Here is a 16,476-nt window from a genome sequence, read left to right on the forward strand (position 1 = left end):
GGATGGGCGAGGAGGCGTCCTGAGGTGCGCGAAGGCGGCTCTAGAATCGGGCCATGTACTTCACCGACCGCGGTATCGAGGAGCTGGAGAAGCGGCGAGGCGAGGAGGAGGTCACTTTCGAGTGGCTCGCCGAGCAGCTTCGTACGTTCGTCGATCTCCATCCCGACTTCGAGGTGCCGGTCGAGCGCCTCGCGACCTGGCTGGCCCGTCTGGACGACGAGGACGACGAGGACGAGTAGGGGTCACTCCCCGCCGGCGCGGCCTTCGCGTACGCGGTCGTACGCGAGTCCCAGCGCCCCGTGCACCATCAGGAGCACCCCGGCGAAGGCCCAGCCGCCGCTGCGCCGGGCCGCTCCCCACAGGGCGAGCGGCAGTCCCGCCGCGAGCTGGGCGCCCGCGAGTGCCCGCGCCCGCGGACCCCGCACCCACGGTCCGAACCGGCTGCTCTCCACCGCGCCCAGGTCGACCTTGACCGCGTCGCGCCACCCGGGCCAGTCGATGCGCTCGGCCCCTTGCCACCCCTCGCTCCCGGGCTCGCTCCCGGCCGGGAGCGCGAGGCCGGTGCGGGTGAGCACGGCGATCAGCCCGCGCAGCCGGGCCCGGGCGTCGGCGTCCGGGTCGGGCCGGGTGAGCGCTTCGAGCGACTGCACGTCCAGTACGGGGTCGAGCCCCAGCCGCTCGGCGAACGTACGCATGGCCTCGTCCTCACCGGCGGGGGTACCGTCCGCGAGCCAGACGTAGCCCACGGGGCGGCGGAATCCCGAGGCGAGCGTGTATCCGGCCCGGTCGCCGTCCCACCACAGCGCGAGCACCGGCCAGGTGGAGCCGACGGCGAGCGCGGTGGCCCAGCCGCCCAGCACCCGGTCGACGGGCTCGGCCCGCTCCCCCTCCCCCGCCCTGGCCCGGCGGCCGCCCTGCCAGGGCTCCCCCTCTGGTACGAGAACGCTCCAGCCCGGCCCGGCCGGCGCGAGCAGCAGCGGTTCGCGGAGCAGTTGCGCGACCGGGCGCACGGCGTCCGGCACGGTCCGGCACAGCAGCAGGGCACCCACGGGTGAGCTCGCGTCCATGCCTCACACCGTAGGACACCTCGTCACCGTTTGTGGGGTTTTGCGCACACCGCCCCCTCCGCACCCGGGCCCCTTTTCTTGACTTCCCACATCCGCGATATATCGTGTTCTCCAAGAGACGCGATATGTTGCGTCGCCAGTGCTATCGGGAGGTCAGATCCATGCCTGTCTCGACGTGGGCCGTCGCCGAGCCTCGGAAACTGACCTTCGAGGAACCCGTGACCGCGCTGAAGGTGCGCGTCGTCAACGGCACGGTCAACGTGGTCGGCACCGACGAGCCGACCGCGCGCCTGGAGGTCTCCGCCATCGAGGGCCCGCCGCTGGTCGTGACGCAGGAGGACGGCGTCCTGACCGTGGCGTACGAGGACCTGGCCTGGCAGAACCTGCTGAAGTGGTTCGACCGCAAGGAGTGGCGCCGCACCGCGGTCGTCTCGCTCGCCGTCCCGGCCGGCGCCTCGGTGGAGGTCGGCGTGGTCGGCGCCGGGGCGTTCGTCTCCGGTGTCCGGGGCCGTACGGAGGTGCGTGGCGTCACCGGGGACACCACACTCGTCAAGCTCTCCGGGCCGGTCGGCGCGGAGACCGTGTCGGGCAGCGTCGAGGCCCAGTCCGTCACCGGGGACCTGCGCTTCAAGTCGGTCTCCGGCGAGCTGACGGTGGTCGAGGGCGCGGGCGCCTCCGTGAAGGCGGAGTCCGTCAGCGGCGCCATGGTGCTCGACCTGGACCCGACCGGGAAGCCCACGGACATCCGGCTGACCACGGTCTCCGGCGAGATCGCCATCCGGCTGCCGCACCCCGCCGACACGCGGGTCGAGGCGAACACGGCGAGCGGTTCCGTCTCCAACGGCTTCGAGGACCTGCGGGTCGGCGGCCAGTGGGGCGCGAAGAAGATCACCGGCACGCTGGGCCCCGGCACCGGCACCCTGCGGGCGACGACCGTATCGGGGTCGATCGCGCTCCTGCGCCGCCCGCCGGCCGAGGAGGAACCGTACGACGCCGAGCCGACCGGAAAGGTGCTCTGACATGCCCCCCGTATTCGCCCACGGCCGTCTGCGGCTGTACCTCCTCAAGCTGCTGGACGAGGCGCCCCGGCACGGCTACGAGGTGATCCGGCTGCTGGAGGAGCGCTTCCAGGGCCTGTACGCCCCCTCGGCCGGCACGGTCTACCCCCGGCTGGCCAAGCTGGAGGCGGAGGGCCTGGTCACGCACGCCACGGAGGGCGGCCGCAAGGTCTACTCGATCACCGACGCCGGCCGCGCCGAACTGGCCGACCGCACCGGGGAGCTGGCCGATCTGGAGCTGGAGATCCGCGAGTCGGTCTCCGAGCTGGCCGCCGAGACGCGCGACGACGTGCGCGGGGCCGCGGGCAAGCTGCGCAGTGAGATGCGGGCGGCGGCCGACGAGTCGCGCCACACGCCGGGCGCCGCTCCGGGCGCTACTTCGGGCGCCGCTCCGGGCGCCGCTCCGGGCGGCAAGGAGCCGTTCGGCGGGCTCGGTGACTTCGGTGACCACGAGACGTGGCGTACCGCCAAGGACGAGCTGCGCAAGGCCAAGCAGGAGTGGAAGGAGCAGGCCCGCCGCGCCAAGGACGAGTCCCGGCGCGCCCGCCAGGACGCCCAGCAGGCCCGCCGCCAGGCCAAGGAGGCCCAGGACCGGGCGCGCGAGCAGATGCAGAACGCCGCCCGCCAGGTCCAGGAGCACTTCGCCCGGGGCGACTGGCCGGCCGGGGTCCGCGAGGGCCTGGCCGAGATCACCGGCCAGCTGGGCGGCTTCGCCCGTACGGGGAGCTGGGGGCCGTACGTCAAGCCGGACGCCGCCGGAACCGACCCCGAGTGGGGCCGGGACACGGGCGGCACGGGTGACCCGGCCCGCGATCTGGACCGGCTGCTCGACCGCTTCCGCGACGAGATCCGCGACGCCGCGCGGGACCACGGGGTGACGGAGGCCCAGCTCGCGGAGGCCCGCCGCCACTTGGCGACGGCGGCGGGGCAGGTGGGTGCGGTGCTGCGGGGGGACGCGGATAAGTAGGTACGGGGGCCGGTCGCCCGGCCCCCGTCGGCCCTGCTCGCCCCCGCGCGTTCAGCCCGCCTTGCGGTGGCCCTCCGCGCCACCGGCCCCGTTCCCGTACAGCGCGCGCTCGACCGAGGCGTACGTCGCCCCGTGCTCGGCGAGCACGTCGGCGACGGGGCCGGGGGTCGCGGTGAGGGCCAGCAGGAGGTGTTCGCCGCCGATGGACCGGTCGCCGCGCCCGAGTGCGACGCGCAGCGACTTCTCCAGGGTCTTCTTCGCCTCCCGGGAGAAGGACGGCCGGCCCGCCCGGCGCCGGCGCCCGCCGTCGCCCCGCAGGGCCCCCTCGCCGTGCGCCTCCTCGATGCGTGAGACGACGGCGCCGAGGTCGATGCCGATGTCCGCGAGCGCGTCGGCGTCGGCCCTGCTCATGCCGCCGCGCCTGCGGGCCTCGGCGAGCGCCGCCTCGACGGACTCCCTGCGGTCCACGAGGCCCAGCGCGGTGAGCGCGAACGCGGCCCGGCCGCCTTCCTGGTCCAGCAGGGCGAGCAGCAGCTGTTCCCCGGTGACCGTGGCGGCCCCGGTCCGCCCGGCGTGTTCCACGGCGCCGGTCACCGTGGCGCGGGCGTCCTTGGTGAATCGCTCGAACATCAATGCCTCCCGTACTTCTTGTGCACGGCCTGCCTGCTGACGCCCAGTTCGGCGGCGATCTCCTGCCACGACCAGCCCTTGGCGCGGGCGCTTCTGACTTGTACGGCTTCCAGCTGCTCCAGCAGCCGCCGCAGCGCGGCGACCGACCGCAGCCCCACGCGGGGGTCGCGGTCGCCCGCCCGCTCGGCGAGATCCGTTGCTTCGGTCATGATGTCAACTTACGTTGACATGCGGGCCTTGTCAACCGTTGTTGACAGTGAGCACGATCTTCCCGAACTGGTCGCCCGCCGCGAGACGTTCGAAGCCGTCCCGGGCGCGGTCCAGGGGCAGCACCTCGTCGATCACGGGGCGCACGCCGGTGGTGGCGCAGAAGGCCAGCAGATCCTCCAGCTCGTCCTTGGAGCCCATGGTCGAGCCGACGACCTTCAGCTCCAGGAAGAAGATCCGGGTCAGCTCGGCGTGCGAGGGGCGGTCGCCGCTGGTGGCGCCGGAGATGACCAGGGTGCCGCCGGGGCGCAGCGACTTGACGGAGTGGGACCAGGTGGCGGCGCCGACCGTCTCGATGACGGCGTCCACCCGGTGCGGCAGCCGGGCCCCCGCCTCGAACGCCTCGACGGCGCCCAGCTCGACGGCCCGCCCGCGCTTGGCCTCGTCGCGGCTGGTGGCGTAGACCCGCAGCCCGGCGGCCCGGCCGAGCACGATCGCGGCGGTCGCGACCCCGCCGCCGGCGCCCTGCACGAGCACGGAGTCCCCGGGGCGCACCCCGGCGTTGGTGAACAGCATCCGGTACGCGGTGAGCCAGGCGGTCGGCAGGCAGGCGGCCTGCTCGAAGCTCAGCTCCCGAGGCTTGGGCAGCACGTTGTACGTGGGAACGGTGACCCTCTCCGCGAACGTGCCCTGGTAGCGCTCGGTGAGGATGGACCGGGGCTCGTCGGGCCCGACCCCGTGCCCGGTCTGGCCGATGACGGAGTGCAGGACGACCTCGTTGCCGTCCTGGTCGATCCCGGCGGCGTCGCACCCGAGGATCATCGGCAGCTTGTCCTCCGCGAGGCCGACGCCGCGCAGGGACCAGAGGTCGTGGTGGTTGAGGGAAGCGGCCCGGACGTCGACGGTGGTCCACCCGGGCCGGTCCTGCGGGGCCGGGCGGTCGCCCAGCTCCAGACCGTTGAGGGGGTGGGCGGGGTCCAGGGTGGCTGCGTAGGCGGCGAACATGCCGCCGACGATAGGGGGCGCCGTACTGACGCGTAACCGCCTGCGACTGTGACGCGCCGCGCACCGGGGCTCCGCCCCGGACCCCGCGCCTCAAACGCCGGCGAGGCTGAAAGTGGCCGCGCGGCCAAAATCAAGCCCCTCCGGCGATTGAGGACCGGGGGTACGGGGGCAGCGCCCCCGCAACGCCTCAGCGCCGGGCGACACCCTCCGCACGGGCCGCCGCGGCCACAGCGGCCGTCACCGCCGGAGCAACCCGCTCGTCGAACGGCGACGGAATCACGTAATCCGCCGCCAGCTCATCGCCGACCACGTCGGCCAGCGCGTTGGCCGCCGCGATCTTCATCCCCTCCGTGATCCGCGAAGCCCGCACCTGCAGCGCCCCCGCGAAGATCCCGGGGAAGGCCAGCACGTTGTTGATCTGGTTCGGGTAGTCCGACCGCCCCGTCGCCACGACGGACGCGTACTTGTGGGCGATGTCCGGGTGGACCTCCGGGTTCGGGTTGGCCATCGCGAAGACGAAGGCTCCCGGTGCCATCGAGGCGACCGCCGCCTCCGGGACCGTACCGCCGGAAACGCCGATGAAGACGTCCGCGCCGGCGAGCGCCACCTCCAGGGGGCCGGAGATGCCCGCCCGGTTGGTGAGCTCCGCCAGCTCGCGCTTGACGTCGGTCAGGTCCTCGCGGTCCCGGCTCACGATGCCCTTGCGGTCCGCGACGGCCACGTCGCCGAGCCCCGCCTCCAGCAGGAACTTGGCGATGGCGATCCCGGCCGCACCGGCGCCGGAGATCACCGCGCGCAGATCGCCCAGGGCGCGCCCGGACAGCTTCGCGGCGTTGCGCAGGGCGGCCAGCGTGACGACGGCCGTGCCGTGCTGGTCGTCGTGGAAGACCGGGATGTCCAGCCGCTCCTGGAGCTTGCGCTCGATCTCGAAGCAGCGCGGCGCCGAGATGTCCTCCAGGTTCACCCCGCCGAAGGAGGGGGCGAGCCGGACGACGGTCTCCACGATCTCGTCCGCGTCGGTGGTCGCGAGCGCGATCGGCACCGCGTCCACCCCGCCGAACTGCTTGAAGAGGATCGCCTTGCCCTCCATCACGGGGAGGGACGCCTCGGGACCGATGTCGCCGAGACCGAGCACCGCCGTGCCGTCCGTGACGACGGCGACGACCTGCGACTTCCAGGTGTAGTCGTGGACGAGCTCCGGGTGCTCCGCGATCGCGCTGCACACCTTCGCCACGCCCGGCGTGTACGCGAGGGACAGGTCGTCCCGGTCCCGGATCGGGACGGTGGCCCGCACGGCCATCTTCCCGCCGCGGTGGAGCGCGAAGGCCGGATCGAACGGCTCGTCGGTGGTGCTGTCAGTACTGCTGTCGCTGCGAGGATTGACGATCTCCGCTGCCATGGTGTTGACCCCTTAAGTCTTCATCGTTTGAGGGTGGCCACTCCTGGTTGAGGAGGGGTGGGCGGACCCGCGTACGTGCCCTGCGCCTGGCGGTTGGCCCGCCCCGGCAGGGGGAGGTACGTACGCGCGGGCGCGCCGCACACGCGCCCTGAGCCCCGGATGAGGGGTGTAAAGGTCTTTCTTACCGGACGGACCTGGTCACGGACGAGTCCATATGCGCTCCGTGACATGACTCATAGTGGGCTGCCATTTCAACAGGTCAGCCTCGTGCCGGACCTGAGTCCGGCACGCGAGACGCGCCGCAGATCCTCCGGCCGCGAGAAGGAAACCCCATAAAAGGTCCGGCCTTGGTGTACCGGCCTCAAGAGGTTCGGGGATCGCCCGTTACCCGATTTTGACATGCCGGGCCCCCTGTTCGGGCTAATCCGCATGGCAACATGCCGTAATCACACAAGGCGGCGACACCCGACGCCGTGTGCCATTACCGCCTGGCGAACCGTCCCCACCTGCCGGAGGAACCCGAACATGACCGCACGCTTCACCCGTCGTACGGCCGCGACCACCCGCATCGCCGCGGTCGGCGCCATCGCGGTCGCCGGCACCATGCTGCTGACCGCCTGTGGCGACCAGACGAAGAACAACGACTCCGGATCGACCAAGGCGAGCACCGGCGCCTCCGCCGGTACGGCCTCCCCCGCCGACCTGCTGCCCGCGGACATCAAGTCCAAGGGCGTCATCCGGGTCGGCTCCGACATCGCCTACCCGCCGGTCGAGTTCAAGGACAAGTCGGGCGAGACCGTGGGTATCGACCCCGACCTCGGCGCCGCGCTCGGCAAGGTGCTGGGCGTCGAGTTCAAGTTCGAGAACGGCACGTTCGACACCCTGGTCACCGGCCTGCGCGCCAAGCGCTACGACGTCGCGATGTCGGCGATGACGGACAGCAAGGAGCGCCAGGAGGGCATCGACCCGGAGACGAAGAAGAAGGTCGGCGAGGGCGTCGACTTCGTGGACTACTTCACCGCCGGTGTCTCGATCTACACCAAGAAGGGCGACGACCAGGGCATCAAGACCTGGGCCGACCTCTGCGGCAAGAAGATCGCCGTCCAGCGCAACACCGTCTCGCACGACCTGGCCAAGGACGAGTCCAAGAAGTGCGCCGGCGGCAAGAAGATCGCCATCGAGCCGTACGACACGGACCTGGAGGCCCAGACCCGTATCCGCTCGGGCGGCGCCGACGCCGGCTCCTCCGACTTCCCGGTCGCCGCGTACGCGGTGAAGACCTCGGGCGGCGGCAAGGACTTCCAGATCGTCGGCGACCAGGTCGAGGCGGCCCCGTACGGCATCGCCGTCGCCAAGGGCAACGACAAGCTCACCCAGGCCATCAAGGCGGCCATGGACGAGATCATCAAGAGCGGCGAGTACGACAAGATCATCGCCAAGTGGGGCGTCGAGGCCGGTGCGGTCACCGAGGCCAAGGTGAACGGCGGGTCCTGACCGGATCCGGCGCTGAAAGGCATCAGCCGTGACTGACATCAAGAAGGCGGGACCGGCCGACGAGCCGCCCGCATCCTCCGCCTCGGAGGCGGCACCCGCACCGGAGGCCATCCGTGCCATCCCGGTCCGGCACTACGGGCGGTACGTCGCGGCGCTCGTCGCCATCGCCCTGCTCGCGTCCCTCGTCTACGCCTTCAGCCAGGGCAAGATCAACTGGGGCGCGATCCCGGACTACTTCTTCGACGACCGCATCATCGACGGGGTCGGCCAGACGCTGCTGCTGACCGCCCTGTCGATGCTGATCGGCGTGGTCGGCGGCATCCTGCTCGCCGTCATGCGCCTGTCGAAGAACCCGGTGACCTCGTCCATCGCGTGGTTCTACATCTGGTTCTTCCGGGGCACACCCGTCCTGGTGCAGCTGTTCGTGTGGTTCAACCTGGGTCTGGTCTTCGAGTACATCAACCTCGGGCCGATCTACAAGGACTACTGGTCCAGCTTCATGACGCCGCTGCTCACGGCGCTGCTCGGGCTCGGTCTCAACGAGGCCGCGTACATGGCGGAGATCTGCCGGGCCGGTCTGCTCTCGGTGGACGAGGGCCAGACCGAGGCGTCGCACGCGCTGGGCATGAGCCACGCCAAGACCCTCCGGCGCGTCGTGATCCCGCAGGCCATGCGGGTGATCGTGCCGCCCACGGGCAACGAGGTCATCAACATGCTGAAGACGACCTCGCTGGTGGCGGCGGTGCAGTTCTACGAACTCTTCAAGAACGCCCAGGACATCGGTCAGGCGTCCGGGGCTCCGGTGGAGATGTACTTCCTCGCCGCCGCCTGGTATCTGATCATGACCTCGGTGCTGAGCGTCGGGCAGTACTACCTGGAGCGGTACTACGCGCGTGGATCGAGTCGCAGCCTGCCGCCGACCCCGTTCCAGAAGCTGAGGGCCACCGTGCTCTCGGTGGGCCGCCCGAAGGGAGGCATCGCATGACCGCGATGGTGAAGGCCGAGGGCGTCCACAAGTCCTTCGGCGCCGCGCACATCCTCAAGGGCATCGACCTGGAGGTCGCCCCGCAGGAGGTCTTCTGCCTGATCGGCCCGTCCGGCTCCGGCAAGTCGACGTTCCTGCGGTGCATCAACCACCTGGAGCAGATCAGCGCCGGACGGCTGTACGTCGACGGCGAGCTGGTGGGTTACCGCCAGAAGGGCGACAAGCTCTACGAGCTCAAGGACAGCGAAGTCGCCCTGAAGCGCCGGGACATCGGCATGGTCTTCCAGCGCTTCAACCTGTTCCCGCACATGACGGCGCTGGAGAACGTCATGGAGGCGCCCGTCCAGGTGCGCCGCGAGTCCAAGGCGGTCGCCCGGGCCCGTGCCGAGCGGCTGCTCGACCGGGTCGGCCTGCGCGACAAGGCCGGGAACTACCCCTCGCAGCTCTCCGGCGGGCAGCAGCAGCGGGTGGCCATCGCCCGGGCGCTGGCCATGGAGCCGAAGCTGATGCTCTTCGACGAGCCCACGTCGGCGCTCGACCCGGAGCTGGTCGGTGACGTGCTCGACGTGATGCGGGGCCTCGCCGAGGACGGCATGACGATGATCGTCGTCACGCACGAGATGGGCTTCGCCCGCGAGGTCGGCGACGCGCTGGTCTTCATGGACGACGGCGTGGTCGTCGAGTCGGGCCACCCGCGCGACGTCCTGAGCAACCCGCACCACGACCGGACGAAGTCGTTCCTGTCGAAGGTGCTCTAGGCGGTGCGGAAGAAGGGCGGTACGGACCCCGGGGTCCGTACCGCCCTTCTTCCGTACGGGGTCACTGCTTCGGCAGCAGCTCCGGACGCAGCACCAGTTCGCGCAGCTGCGCGCGGGTGAGCGGCGGGGACGTGAGCATCGGCCCCTGGACGACATCGGCCTCGAAGCCGGTGCTGTCGCGTACGCCCACCAGCGAACCGTCCGCCAGGGTGAGCCGGGCTGCCAGCTCCGGCCCCCACTGCGGGGTGCCGTCGCCGTAGTTCATCTCGTCGCTCCAGATGGTGAGCACCCGCCCGCCGGACAGCTCCTCGCGCACGCAGTTGTCGGGGGCCGGCTCCCCGTTCGTCGGCTTGCACAGGTTCACGACGGGCGACCCGCCACCGAGCTTCTTCGCCACGGCCTTCGCGTCCATGACGTCGATGGTCAGGTAGCCGACGCCGCCGTCCCGGCGGATCTCGTACTGCCCGTCCAGCGGCCCTGTCCTGGGGGGCTCGGGCGGCAGGGGCGAGGCGTGCTTGATGATGTCGGCGAACGACACCTCCTCGACCGTGCCGGTCAGATCCGGCAACAGCTTGAGCAGCCGCACGTCTCGCGGCGTCTCACCGGGCTCCTGCGCCAGGGACCCCACGGACGAGGTCCGCGGGGAGGCCGGCGCCGAGGAGAGCTGGGGCACGAGGAACGCCCCCGCCGCCACCGCGCACACCGCCGTCGCCGACACCGCGGTCCGGCGCCGCCACTGCACCCGCCCGGCCTTCGCGTACACCGCCTCCGTGCTGATGACGGGCCGTCCGGCGTCGTCGGCGGCCTTCCCCAGCAGCTCACGCACGTCGTTCATACCCATACCTCCGCCATCTCGGCGCGCAGCGCCGCCAACCCCCGAGCCGTGTGGCTCTTGACCGTGTTCTCCCGCATCCCGAGCGTCGCGGCCGTGGCCTCGACGCTCAGGTCCTCCCAGTAGCGCAGCACCAGGACCGCCCGCTGCCTGGGCGTGAGCCGGGCGAGCGCCGCCCGTACCGCCAGGCCGGTATCGGTGTCGGGTGCCTCGACGGCCCGCTCGGGCAGCTCCCCGTATGCCTGCTCGCGGCGCCAGAACCGGCGGCGGCCCGCGATGAAGGTGTTGACCAGGGTCTTGCGCGCGTACGCCTCGATGTTGTCGAGCCGCCCGTACCGCCGGCCGCCGAGCACGACCTTGACCAGGGTCGTCTGGACCAGGTCCTCGGCCTCGTGGCGGTCGCCGCAGAGCAGGAACGCGCTGCGGAACAGCGCGGTACGCCTGCCCTCCACGAAGGCGTGCAGCGCGGCGTGGTCATCGCTCCGCATCCGGTTGTCCCTCCCCCGGCCCGCGGGCGCGGACCGTCTCACCCTTCCAGTGCGGTGGCCGGCCCGGCGGGTTGCGGCGTGTACGGGGCCAATTCCACGGCATGGCCGCTTTGGCCCGCCACCCCTCCCCCGTAATAGCCTGTACGCTGAGCGACCCATTACGCCTGCTTCGCACCGCCCCTGGACCGACGCCGTAAGGACACCTCGTGGAACTGGCCTATTACGCGGACTATGCCGTGCGCCTGGTCAACACCGAGCAGCCGGCCCGGAACACGGACGCCCTCACCTCGGTCGACGCGGTCCGGGACCTCTTCGGCCCGAGCGGCCAGGCGGCCCGCCGGGCGACCGACGCGGACGTGACCCGGTTCCGTTCCGTACGGGCCCGGCTGCGCGCGGTGTTCGAGGCGGCCGACACCGGGGACGAGCGGCTCGCGGTGGACCGGCTGAACTCGCTGCTGATGGAGTTCCCGGTCAGCCCGCAGGTCTCCGGGCACGAGGAGCGCGACGCGGACGGCAGGCCGGACTGGCACATGCATCTGGCGGACCACCCGTCCAACGCGACCGCGGGGTACGCCGCGATCGCCTCCATGGGCCTGGCCTTCCACCTCACCTCGCACGGCGTGGACCGGCTCGGCCTGTGCGAGGCGGCGCCGTGCCGCAACGCCTACCTGGACACCTCGACCAACCGCTCCCGCCGCTACTGCTCGGACCGCTGCGCGACCCGGGCGAACGTGGCGGCCTACCGGGCCCGCAAGCGCCTGGAGACGGAGCGCGCCGCCGATACCGGGCGCAGCGCGGAGACCGCCCAGCTCACCACCCCGCGCACCGAGCGCTGATCCCTCGTCAGGGGCCGGTAGCGCGCCCGGACCCGAGCCAGCACCAGCTCCTCGGGCACCGCCCCGTAGTCCGTACTGTCCCCGCCCGCGTAGCCGTTGTCCCCCAGCACCCACCAGCCTTCGGCCCGCCGCTCCACGGCCCGCTTCACCACCAGCAGGTCCTGCTGGAACGGGTGGCGCAGGATCACCACGTCACCGGGGCGCACCGGCGCCCCGTACTGCACGAGCAGCCAGTCCCCGTGGTAGAGCGTGGGCACCATCGAGGGCCCCGTCACCTCCACCACCTGGAACGGCACCCGCCCCAGCCCGCGCACGGGCTGCTCGTCGGCCGGCTCCGGCACCTCCGGCACCTCCCTCATCTCCTCCTCGGTCCGTCCAGTACACCGTCCCTCACAGGGTTTCGTACATTCGGTCACTGGTCCCACACTCATCCCGGACTTTTGGCCTAAGCCTCCGGGGGCACTCGCTGAAACAGGCTTCTCACGGAGTAATGTCCCACCTGAGAAGACGATCACGAGGAAGGACAGCTCAATGCTTTCCCGCCTGTTTGCCCCCAAGGTGAAGGTCAGCGCCCACTGCGACCTGCCCTGCGGCGTGTACGACCCGGCCCAGGCCCGCATCGAGGCGGAGTCCGTCAAGGCCGTCCAGGAGAAGTTCCAGGCCAACGAGGACCCGCACTTCCGGGCCCGCGCCGTGGTCATCAAGGAGCAGCGCGCCGAGCTCGCGAAGCACCACGTCTCGGTGCTGTGGAGCGACTACTTCAAGCCCCCGCACTTCGAGAAGTACCCGGAGCTGCACCAGCTGGTCAACGACACCCTGAAGGCCCTCTCGGCCGCCAAGGGCTCGACCGACCCGGCCACCGGCCAGAAGGCGCTGGACCTGATCGCGGAGATCGACAAGATCTTCTGGGAGACCAAGAAGGCTTGATCTACGGTTAGGCCGTCTGACCTGCGGTTTCGCTGGCCAGACTCCGTACCGGTCCGCACCCGGTCCGCAGGCCGCCGAGCACGGCGTCCATCGCGGACCGGGTGCGGTCTTCTTCTCCCGGCCACAGATGTGCGTAGATCCGCAGCGTGATGACGGCGGACGCGTGGCCGAGGACGAGCTGCACCTGCTTGACGCTCGCCCCGCCCGCGATGAGCGCGGAGGCGTAGAAGTGCCGCAGGTCGTGGGTCACCATGTGCGGCAGCTCGACGGGCTTGCGGCCGTCACACTTGGCCGCCTTGTTCTCCTCCGCCTGGAGCGCCTTACGGGCGCAGTTCCACTCGGTCTTCCAGCGGCGGTAGTTGAGGGGCTCCCCCTCCTCCATCGTGAACAGCCACTCCGTGGAGGGGCGCGCGGCGAGATGCCCGAGGAGCGCGTCGGTGACGACCTCCCCGACCGGGACCGTACGCCGGGACTTGGCTGTCTTCGGCGGGCCGATCTTCCCGGACTGAAGCCGCTGCCGGTCGACCCGGATGGCGCCGGCCTTGAAGTCGACGTCCGACACCTTCAGGCCGAGCAGCTCGCCGATGCGCAGCCCTGATCCGGCGAGGGTAACGATCGCCGCGCGGATGTACGGCGGCATCACGCGGGCCATGGCCTCGACCTGGGCGACCGTGGGCGGGGTGACCTCCTCGTCAGCCATGGCCGGGAGAGTGATCCGGCGGCACGGGCTGGAGGCGATGACCTTGTCGTCCACAGCCGCCGTCATGACGCGAACGAGGACGTCGTAGACGTTCCGCACGCTGCCGGGGCCGAGCTGGTCGGAGAGGCGCTTGAAGAGCACCTGTATGTCGTTGCGGCGTATCGCCGCCATGGACCGGGCGCCCAGCGCCGGTACGAGGTGGAGCCGGAGTGCGTTGTCGGTTATGCGCTCGCCCGCCTCACTGGCGATGAGCGAGCCCTCCCACCTCTCGGCGTACTTCTCGAAGGTGACGCGGCCGGCTCGCGGGTCGACGTACTGGCCGGTGACCATGCTGGTCGTGACCTCGTCGAGCCAGCGCTGGGCGTCGAGCTTCCGGTCGAAGTGGCGGGCGTGTTCCTTGCCGTCAAGGTCGCGGTATCGGGCCCGCCACTTGCCGGTGGGGCGCTTCTGAACGTTGGCCAAGTGGCCTCTCCTTCGTCTCGGTTGTCAGTAGTGGCCGCCGTCCGCAATGTCGTTGCTGAGCGTGCGAGCGTCGCGCTCGTCGCCCATGAGACGGAGGCACTGCTCGTGGATCGCCCGCGAGCTGTCAGGGTGGGCCTTGATGTGGTCGGCAACGGCGACGACGGCACGGTGCAGGCGGTCCCGGGCGTCACGAGTCTCGTAGAACGCCTCAACGGCTTCCTGGACTAGCCGCCGACTGTCGATGTCGAGCCCTTCGAGGGGCGGTGACATCAGCTCTTCGAGGGGCAGCTCGAAGACGCGGGAGAAGGCGAGCGCCTCATCGAGATTGATCCGCCTGCGGGGTGATCCGTTCTCGATGCGCCAGACAGCCGTCTGGTTCATCTTCACGCCCGCTCTGGTCACGCGCTCTGCCAGCTCGGTCGTGCTCCACCCTCTGACCTCGCGCTCCAGGGCCACACGGCCTGCCACGTTGCCTTCGCTGTAGAGCAGCGGCACCTCGCCGCCCTCGGGCCTGTCGCCTGCCATCGAACCTCCATCATCACCGTCACTATCCCAATTGAAACATGAGCTTCCCGATTTGGGTATCCGCCGATCCTGGGGTACAACTTTATGCAGATCGAATCGCCATCTAGCCGAATGGGAATGCATGCGATACCTGACCACCGCCGAGGTCGCCAAGCGCTACCGCACAGCCGAGAGCACCGTCCGCTACTGGCGCCAGCTCAAGAAGGGGCCGCGCGGCATCAAGGTCGGCAAGCGGGTGCTCTACCCCGAGACCGAACTGCTGCGCTACGAGCGCGCGCTGGCCGACGGAGGAGACGAGTGGGGCCTGGCCTCATGAGCCGCAGGCAGTCCCTGACACAGCAGCGGCCCCCGGCGCGCCAACGCCGAGGGCCGGAGATTCCCCTGCCCATCGCCCATCCCTGAACGAACGAACCGGTGAGGGGCGGGACCTTGCCCGTCCCGTCCCTCACCTGAGAGGAACGTCGATGGAGGACTCTACGTCCCCCGCCAACTCGAACCCATCCCACAAGGTCGTCTGGCCTGCCGCTGCGGTCCCTGGCCAGGGCATCCCGTGCCACCGTCCGGACCGAGCGGACGACCGGTCCCCTTCTCCGGGGATCGGCGATCGACCGGTCCGTGCCGCTGGTCCGGTCGGTCCGGTCCCGGACCGGTCCGCGACCGAGCCCCGGACCGAGGTTTCGGTCAACCCGGACCAGGGGCCCGGACCAACGGAGAACGCGCAGCTCAGTGGCCTATCGGACCGGACCGGGAACCCGGACCATGGACCCGGTCCGGAAGCCGGGGACCGGGCGGAGAGTTCCGGTCAGTCGGCTGGCGAACCCGGACCAACAGTCCTGGCGGACCACGGTGCTCCGGGGACGGTCCGCGAACCCGGACCGGGGACCGGGGGCCGTGAGGGTGCCGGACTCACGACGGACCGGGACCAGGAAGGGACCGTCGTACTGGACGATCTGCGGGCTGCGATCGGCCGGTATGTGGTGCTGCCGAGCGAGGAGGCGCTCTCGGCGGTCACGTTGTGGGTGGCGGCTTCCCATATTCAGCCCGCTCTCCAGCATGCGCCGCGTCTGGCGGTGGTGGGGCCGACCAAGGGCTGCGGCAAGTCCCGCGTCCTGGACGTGCTCCACGAGACTGTCCATCAGCCGATGATGACGGTGAACACCTCGCCTGCGGTGGTCTTCCGCGTGATTGGCAATAACCCGCCGACGCTGCTGGTGGACGAGGCCGACACCATCTTCGGCCCCAAGGCCGGGGACAAGGAAGATCTGCGCGGTCTGCTGAACGCCGGGCACCAGCGCAACCGCCCGGCCTGGCGGATCTCCGGTCCGGAGCACAAGCCGACGGCGTTCCCCACCTTCGCCATGGCAGCGCTCGCCGGGATCGGCGACCTACCGGACACGATCATGGACCGGGCGGTCGTGCTCCGCATGCAGAAGCGCAAGCCGGGCGAGCGCATCGCCCCGTTCCGCTCGCGGTACTCGGTTCCGGAGCTGAACGCGCTGCGGGACCGGCTGACCGCCTGGCTGGCCCCGCTGCGGAGCACCGCTGGGGGCCTGGTTCCCCGGATGCCGGTCGAGGACCGTGCTGCCGATACGTGGGAGCCGCTGGTGATCGTCGCCGACCTGGCCGGCGGGCACTGGCCTTCCCGGGCCCGTGCCGCCTGCCTGGCGATGACCAGGAACGAGGTGGTGCAGGACGAGCAGACGACGCTGAAGACCCGGTTGCTCCGGGACATCCGCCGCGTGTTCGAGCAGCAGGGCGACATAGGGGCCATGCGCAGCCACGACCTGCTCGCCGCCTTGGTCCAGGACGCCGAGGCGCCGTGGGCCGAGTACGGCACCAAGGGGTTGAACGCCTATCACCTGGCGAACTTGTTGCGCGACTTCGGCATCAGCCCGGCCAATCACCGCTTCGAGAACGGCAGGCAAGCCAAGGCGTACGCCCGCAACCAGTTCGTCGACGCCTGGGCCCGCTACTGCCCCGATTCCGCCCCACCGGCCCCCGCAGCCGGCGAAAGCGCCCTCGCGCGTCGGATCCAGGGCAAGCCACCGATCTCTCCGTCCGGGACACCGCCCGTTGGCCCGCCCGGCGGGCCTGCCGGCCCCCGGCGCACTCGCTGACCCCAGCTCCGTATCCATC

At 70.9% G+C, this 16,476-nt stretch carries 20 protein-coding genes; 10 read left to right on the top strand and 10 right to left on the bottom strand.

Annotation, left to right across the window (positions count from 1 at the left end; translation table 11 throughout):
- Positions 1-53 precede the first annotated feature (53 nt).
- A complete protein-coding gene (locus OG867_RS08745) occupies positions 54-239 on the top strand; it encodes a DUF6104 family protein (protein WP_328902351.1) in 186 nt (61 codons plus the stop codon).
- A gap of 3 nt (positions 240-242) precedes the next feature.
- On the opposite strand, the gene OG867_RS08750 is transcribed toward OG867_RS08745, so the two are convergent.
- Entirely contained in the window at positions 243-1,067 is an 825-nt protein-coding gene (locus OG867_RS08750) for a hypothetical protein (RefSeq protein ID WP_406284090.1), read from the bottom strand.
- Positions 1,068-1,228: 161 nt separating this feature from the next.
- Here OG867_RS08750 and OG867_RS08755 point away from each other — a divergent pair, with 161 nt between their 5' ends.
- Together OG867_RS08755 and OG867_RS08760 are read left to right on the top strand one after the other, a co-directional pair.
- Complete coding sequence (locus OG867_RS08755) at positions 1,229-2,086, top strand: hypothetical protein (RefSeq protein WP_328902349.1); 858 nt, start codon at positions 1,229-1,231, stop codon at positions 2,084-2,086.
- A 1-nt stretch (position 2,087) separates the two neighbouring features.
- A complete protein-coding gene (locus OG867_RS08760) occupies positions 2,088-3,092 on the top strand; it encodes a helix-turn-helix transcriptional regulator (protein WP_406284092.1) in 1,005 nt (334 codons plus the stop codon).
- A 51-nt stretch (positions 3,093-3,143) separates the two neighbouring features.
- On the opposite strand, the gene OG867_RS08765 is transcribed toward OG867_RS08760, so the two are convergent.
- The 4 genes from OG867_RS08765 to OG867_RS08780 form a co-directional block, all read right to left on the bottom strand.
- Complete coding sequence (locus OG867_RS08765) at positions 3,144-3,722, bottom strand: Clp protease N-terminal domain-containing protein (protein ID WP_406284094.1); 579 nt, start codon at positions 3,720-3,722, stop codon at positions 3,144-3,146.
- Positions 3,722-3,931: a helix-turn-helix domain-containing protein gene (locus tag OG867_RS08770; RefSeq protein WP_018102716.1), complete on the bottom strand. Its 210-nt coding sequence runs from the start codon at positions 3,929-3,931 to the stop codon at positions 3,722-3,724. Before OG867_RS08770 ends, OG867_RS08765 begins: the two co-directional genes overlap by 1 nt.
- Before the next feature lie 31 nt (positions 3,932-3,962).
- Positions 3,963-4,934, bottom strand: coding sequence for a zinc-binding dehydrogenase (locus tag OG867_RS08775; RefSeq protein WP_328902346.1), 972 nt, complete (start codon positions 4,932-4,934; stop codon positions 3,963-3,965).
- Between the two features lie 187 nt (positions 4,935-5,121).
- A complete protein-coding gene (locus OG867_RS08780; RefSeq protein ID WP_328902345.1) occupies positions 5,122-6,333 on the bottom strand; it encodes an NADP-dependent malic enzyme in 1,212 nt (403 codons plus the stop codon).
- Positions 6,334-6,858: 525 nt separating this feature from the next.
- Between OG867_RS08780 and OG867_RS08785 the strand changes: the two genes are divergently transcribed.
- Genes OG867_RS08785 through OG867_RS08795 form a run of 3 tightly spaced genes read left to right on the top strand, consistent with a single transcriptional unit; the run spans position 6,859 to position 9,570 of the window.
- Entirely contained in the window at positions 6,859-7,827 is a 969-nt protein-coding gene (locus tag OG867_RS08785; RefSeq protein ID WP_328902344.1) for an ABC transporter substrate-binding protein, read from the top strand.
- Between the two features lie 28 nt (positions 7,828-7,855).
- Complete coding sequence (locus OG867_RS08790; protein WP_328902343.1) at positions 7,856-8,812, top strand: amino acid ABC transporter permease; 957 nt, start codon at positions 7,856-7,858, stop codon at positions 8,810-8,812.
- Positions 8,809-9,570, top strand: a complete 762-nt coding sequence (locus tag OG867_RS08795; protein ID WP_161209407.1) for an amino acid ABC transporter ATP-binding protein — start codon at positions 8,809-8,811, stop codon at positions 9,568-9,570. The genes OG867_RS08790 and OG867_RS08795 overlap by 4 nt, the downstream gene beginning before the upstream one ends.
- A gap of 61 nt (positions 9,571-9,631) precedes the next feature.
- Here the strand turns inward: OG867_RS08795 and OG867_RS08800 are convergent, their stop codons facing one another.
- Together OG867_RS08800 and OG867_RS08805 are read right to left on the bottom strand one after the other, a co-directional pair.
- Positions 9,632-10,405, bottom strand: a complete 774-nt coding sequence (locus OG867_RS08800) for a hypothetical protein (protein ID WP_406284098.1) — start codon at positions 10,403-10,405, stop codon at positions 9,632-9,634.
- Positions 10,402-10,890, bottom strand: coding sequence for a SigE family RNA polymerase sigma factor (locus OG867_RS08805; RefSeq protein ID WP_328902340.1), 489 nt, complete (start codon positions 10,888-10,890; stop codon positions 10,402-10,404). Before OG867_RS08805 ends, OG867_RS08800 begins: the two co-directional genes overlap by 4 nt.
- Before the next feature lie 206 nt (positions 10,891-11,096).
- Here OG867_RS08805 and OG867_RS08810 point away from each other — a divergent pair, with 206 nt between their 5' ends.
- Entirely contained in the window at positions 11,097-11,726 is a 630-nt protein-coding gene (locus OG867_RS08810) for a CGNR zinc finger domain-containing protein (protein WP_406284101.1), read from the top strand.
- Here OG867_RS08810 and sodX read toward each other — a convergent pair.
- Complete coding sequence (gene sodX / locus OG867_RS08815; RefSeq protein WP_406284103.1) at positions 11,630-12,085, bottom strand: nickel-type superoxide dismutase maturation protease; 456 nt, start codon at positions 12,083-12,085, stop codon at positions 11,630-11,632. The genes OG867_RS08810 and sodX overlap by 97 nt on opposite strands.
- Positions 12,086-12,257: 172 nt before the next feature.
- On the opposite strand from sodX, the gene sodN reads away from it, so the two are divergent.
- Positions 12,258-12,653 carry a superoxide dismutase, Ni gene (gene sodN / locus OG867_RS08820; protein WP_018102729.1) on the top strand — a complete coding sequence of 132 codons (396 nt, stop codon included), beginning with the start codon at positions 12,258-12,260 and terminating at the stop codon, positions 12,651-12,653.
- 7 nt (positions 12,654-12,660) lie between these two features.
- On the opposite strand, the gene OG867_RS08825 is transcribed toward sodN, so the two are convergent.
- Positions 12,661-13,815, bottom strand: a complete 1,155-nt coding sequence (locus OG867_RS08825) for a tyrosine-type recombinase/integrase (RefSeq protein ID WP_406284105.1) — start codon at positions 13,813-13,815, stop codon at positions 12,661-12,663.
- 24 nt (positions 13,816-13,839) lie between these two features.
- On the bottom strand, positions 13,840-14,340 hold the full coding sequence (locus OG867_RS08830) for a helix-turn-helix transcriptional regulator (protein ID WP_406284107.1): 501 nt from the start codon (positions 14,338-14,340) through the stop codon (positions 13,840-13,842).
- 121 nt (positions 14,341-14,461) lie between these two features.
- Between OG867_RS08830 and OG867_RS08835 the strand changes: the two genes are divergently transcribed.
- Positions 14,462-14,656 carry a helix-turn-helix transcriptional regulator gene (locus OG867_RS08835; protein WP_406284109.1) on the top strand — a complete coding sequence of 65 codons (195 nt, stop codon included), beginning with the start codon at positions 14,462-14,464 and terminating at the stop codon, positions 14,654-14,656.
- Positions 14,657-15,173: 517 nt separating this feature from the next.
- Positions 15,174-16,457, top strand: a complete 1,284-nt coding sequence (locus tag OG867_RS08840) for a DUF3631 domain-containing protein (protein WP_406290841.1) — start codon at positions 15,174-15,176, stop codon at positions 16,455-16,457.
- Positions 16,458-16,476: the final 19 nt, after the last annotated feature.

This window comes from Streptomyces sp. NBC_00209 (assembly GCF_045206345.1).
Lineage (GTDB): Bacteria > Actinomycetota > Actinomycetes > Streptomycetales > Streptomycetaceae > Streptomyces.

Coding starts and splice junctions, on each gene's coding strand:
- OG867_RS08765 (WP_406284094.1), bottom strand. CDS start 3,722: ATGTTCGAGCGATTCACCAAGGACGCCCGCGCCACGGTGACCGGCGCC.
- OG867_RS08785 (WP_328902344.1), top strand. CDS start 6,859: ATGACCGCACGCTTCACCCGTCGTACGGCCGCGACCACCCGCATCGCC.
- OG867_RS08760 (WP_406284092.1), top strand. CDS start 2,088: ATGCCCCCCGTATTCGCCCACGGCCGTCTGCGGCTGTACCTCCTCAAG.
- sodX (WP_406284103.1), bottom strand. CDS start 12,085: ATGAGGGAGGTGCCGGAGGTGCCGGAGCCGGCCGACGAGCAGCCCGTG.
- OG867_RS08805 (WP_328902340.1), bottom strand. CDS start 10,890: ATGCGGAGCGATGACCACGCCGCGCTGCACGCCTTCGTGGAGGGCAGG.
- sodN (WP_018102729.1), top strand. CDS start 12,258: ATGCTTTCCCGCCTGTTTGCCCCCAAGGTGAAGGTCAGCGCCCACTGC.
- OG867_RS08755 (WP_328902349.1), top strand. CDS start 1,229: ATGCCTGTCTCGACGTGGGCCGTCGCCGAGCCTCGGAAACTGACCTTC.
- OG867_RS08775 (WP_328902346.1), bottom strand. CDS start 4,934: ATGTTCGCCGCCTACGCAGCCACCCTGGACCCCGCCCACCCCCTCAAC.
- OG867_RS08830 (WP_406284107.1), bottom strand. CDS start 14,340: ATGGCAGGCGACAGGCCCGAGGGCGGCGAGGTGCCGCTGCTCTACAGC.
- OG867_RS08780 (WP_328902345.1), bottom strand. CDS start 6,333: ATGGCAGCGGAGATCGTCAATCCTCGCAGCGACAGCAGTACTGACAGC.
- OG867_RS08835 (WP_406284109.1), top strand. CDS start 14,462: ATGCGATACCTGACCACCGCCGAGGTCGCCAAGCGCTACCGCACAGCC.
- OG867_RS08800 (WP_406284098.1), bottom strand. CDS start 10,405: ATGAACGACGTGCGTGAGCTGCTGGGGAAGGCCGCCGACGACGCCGGA.
- OG867_RS08750 (WP_406284090.1), bottom strand. CDS start 1,067: ATGGACGCGAGCTCACCCGTGGGTGCCCTGCTGCTGTGCCGGACCGTG.
- OG867_RS08745 (WP_328902351.1), top strand. CDS start 54: ATGTACTTCACCGACCGCGGTATCGAGGAGCTGGAGAAGCGGCGAGGC.
- OG867_RS08795 (WP_161209407.1), top strand. CDS start 8,809: ATGACCGCGATGGTGAAGGCCGAGGGCGTCCACAAGTCCTTCGGCGCC.
- OG867_RS08770 (WP_018102716.1), bottom strand. CDS start 3,931: ATGACCGAAGCAACGGATCTCGCCGAGCGGGCGGGCGACCGCGACCCC.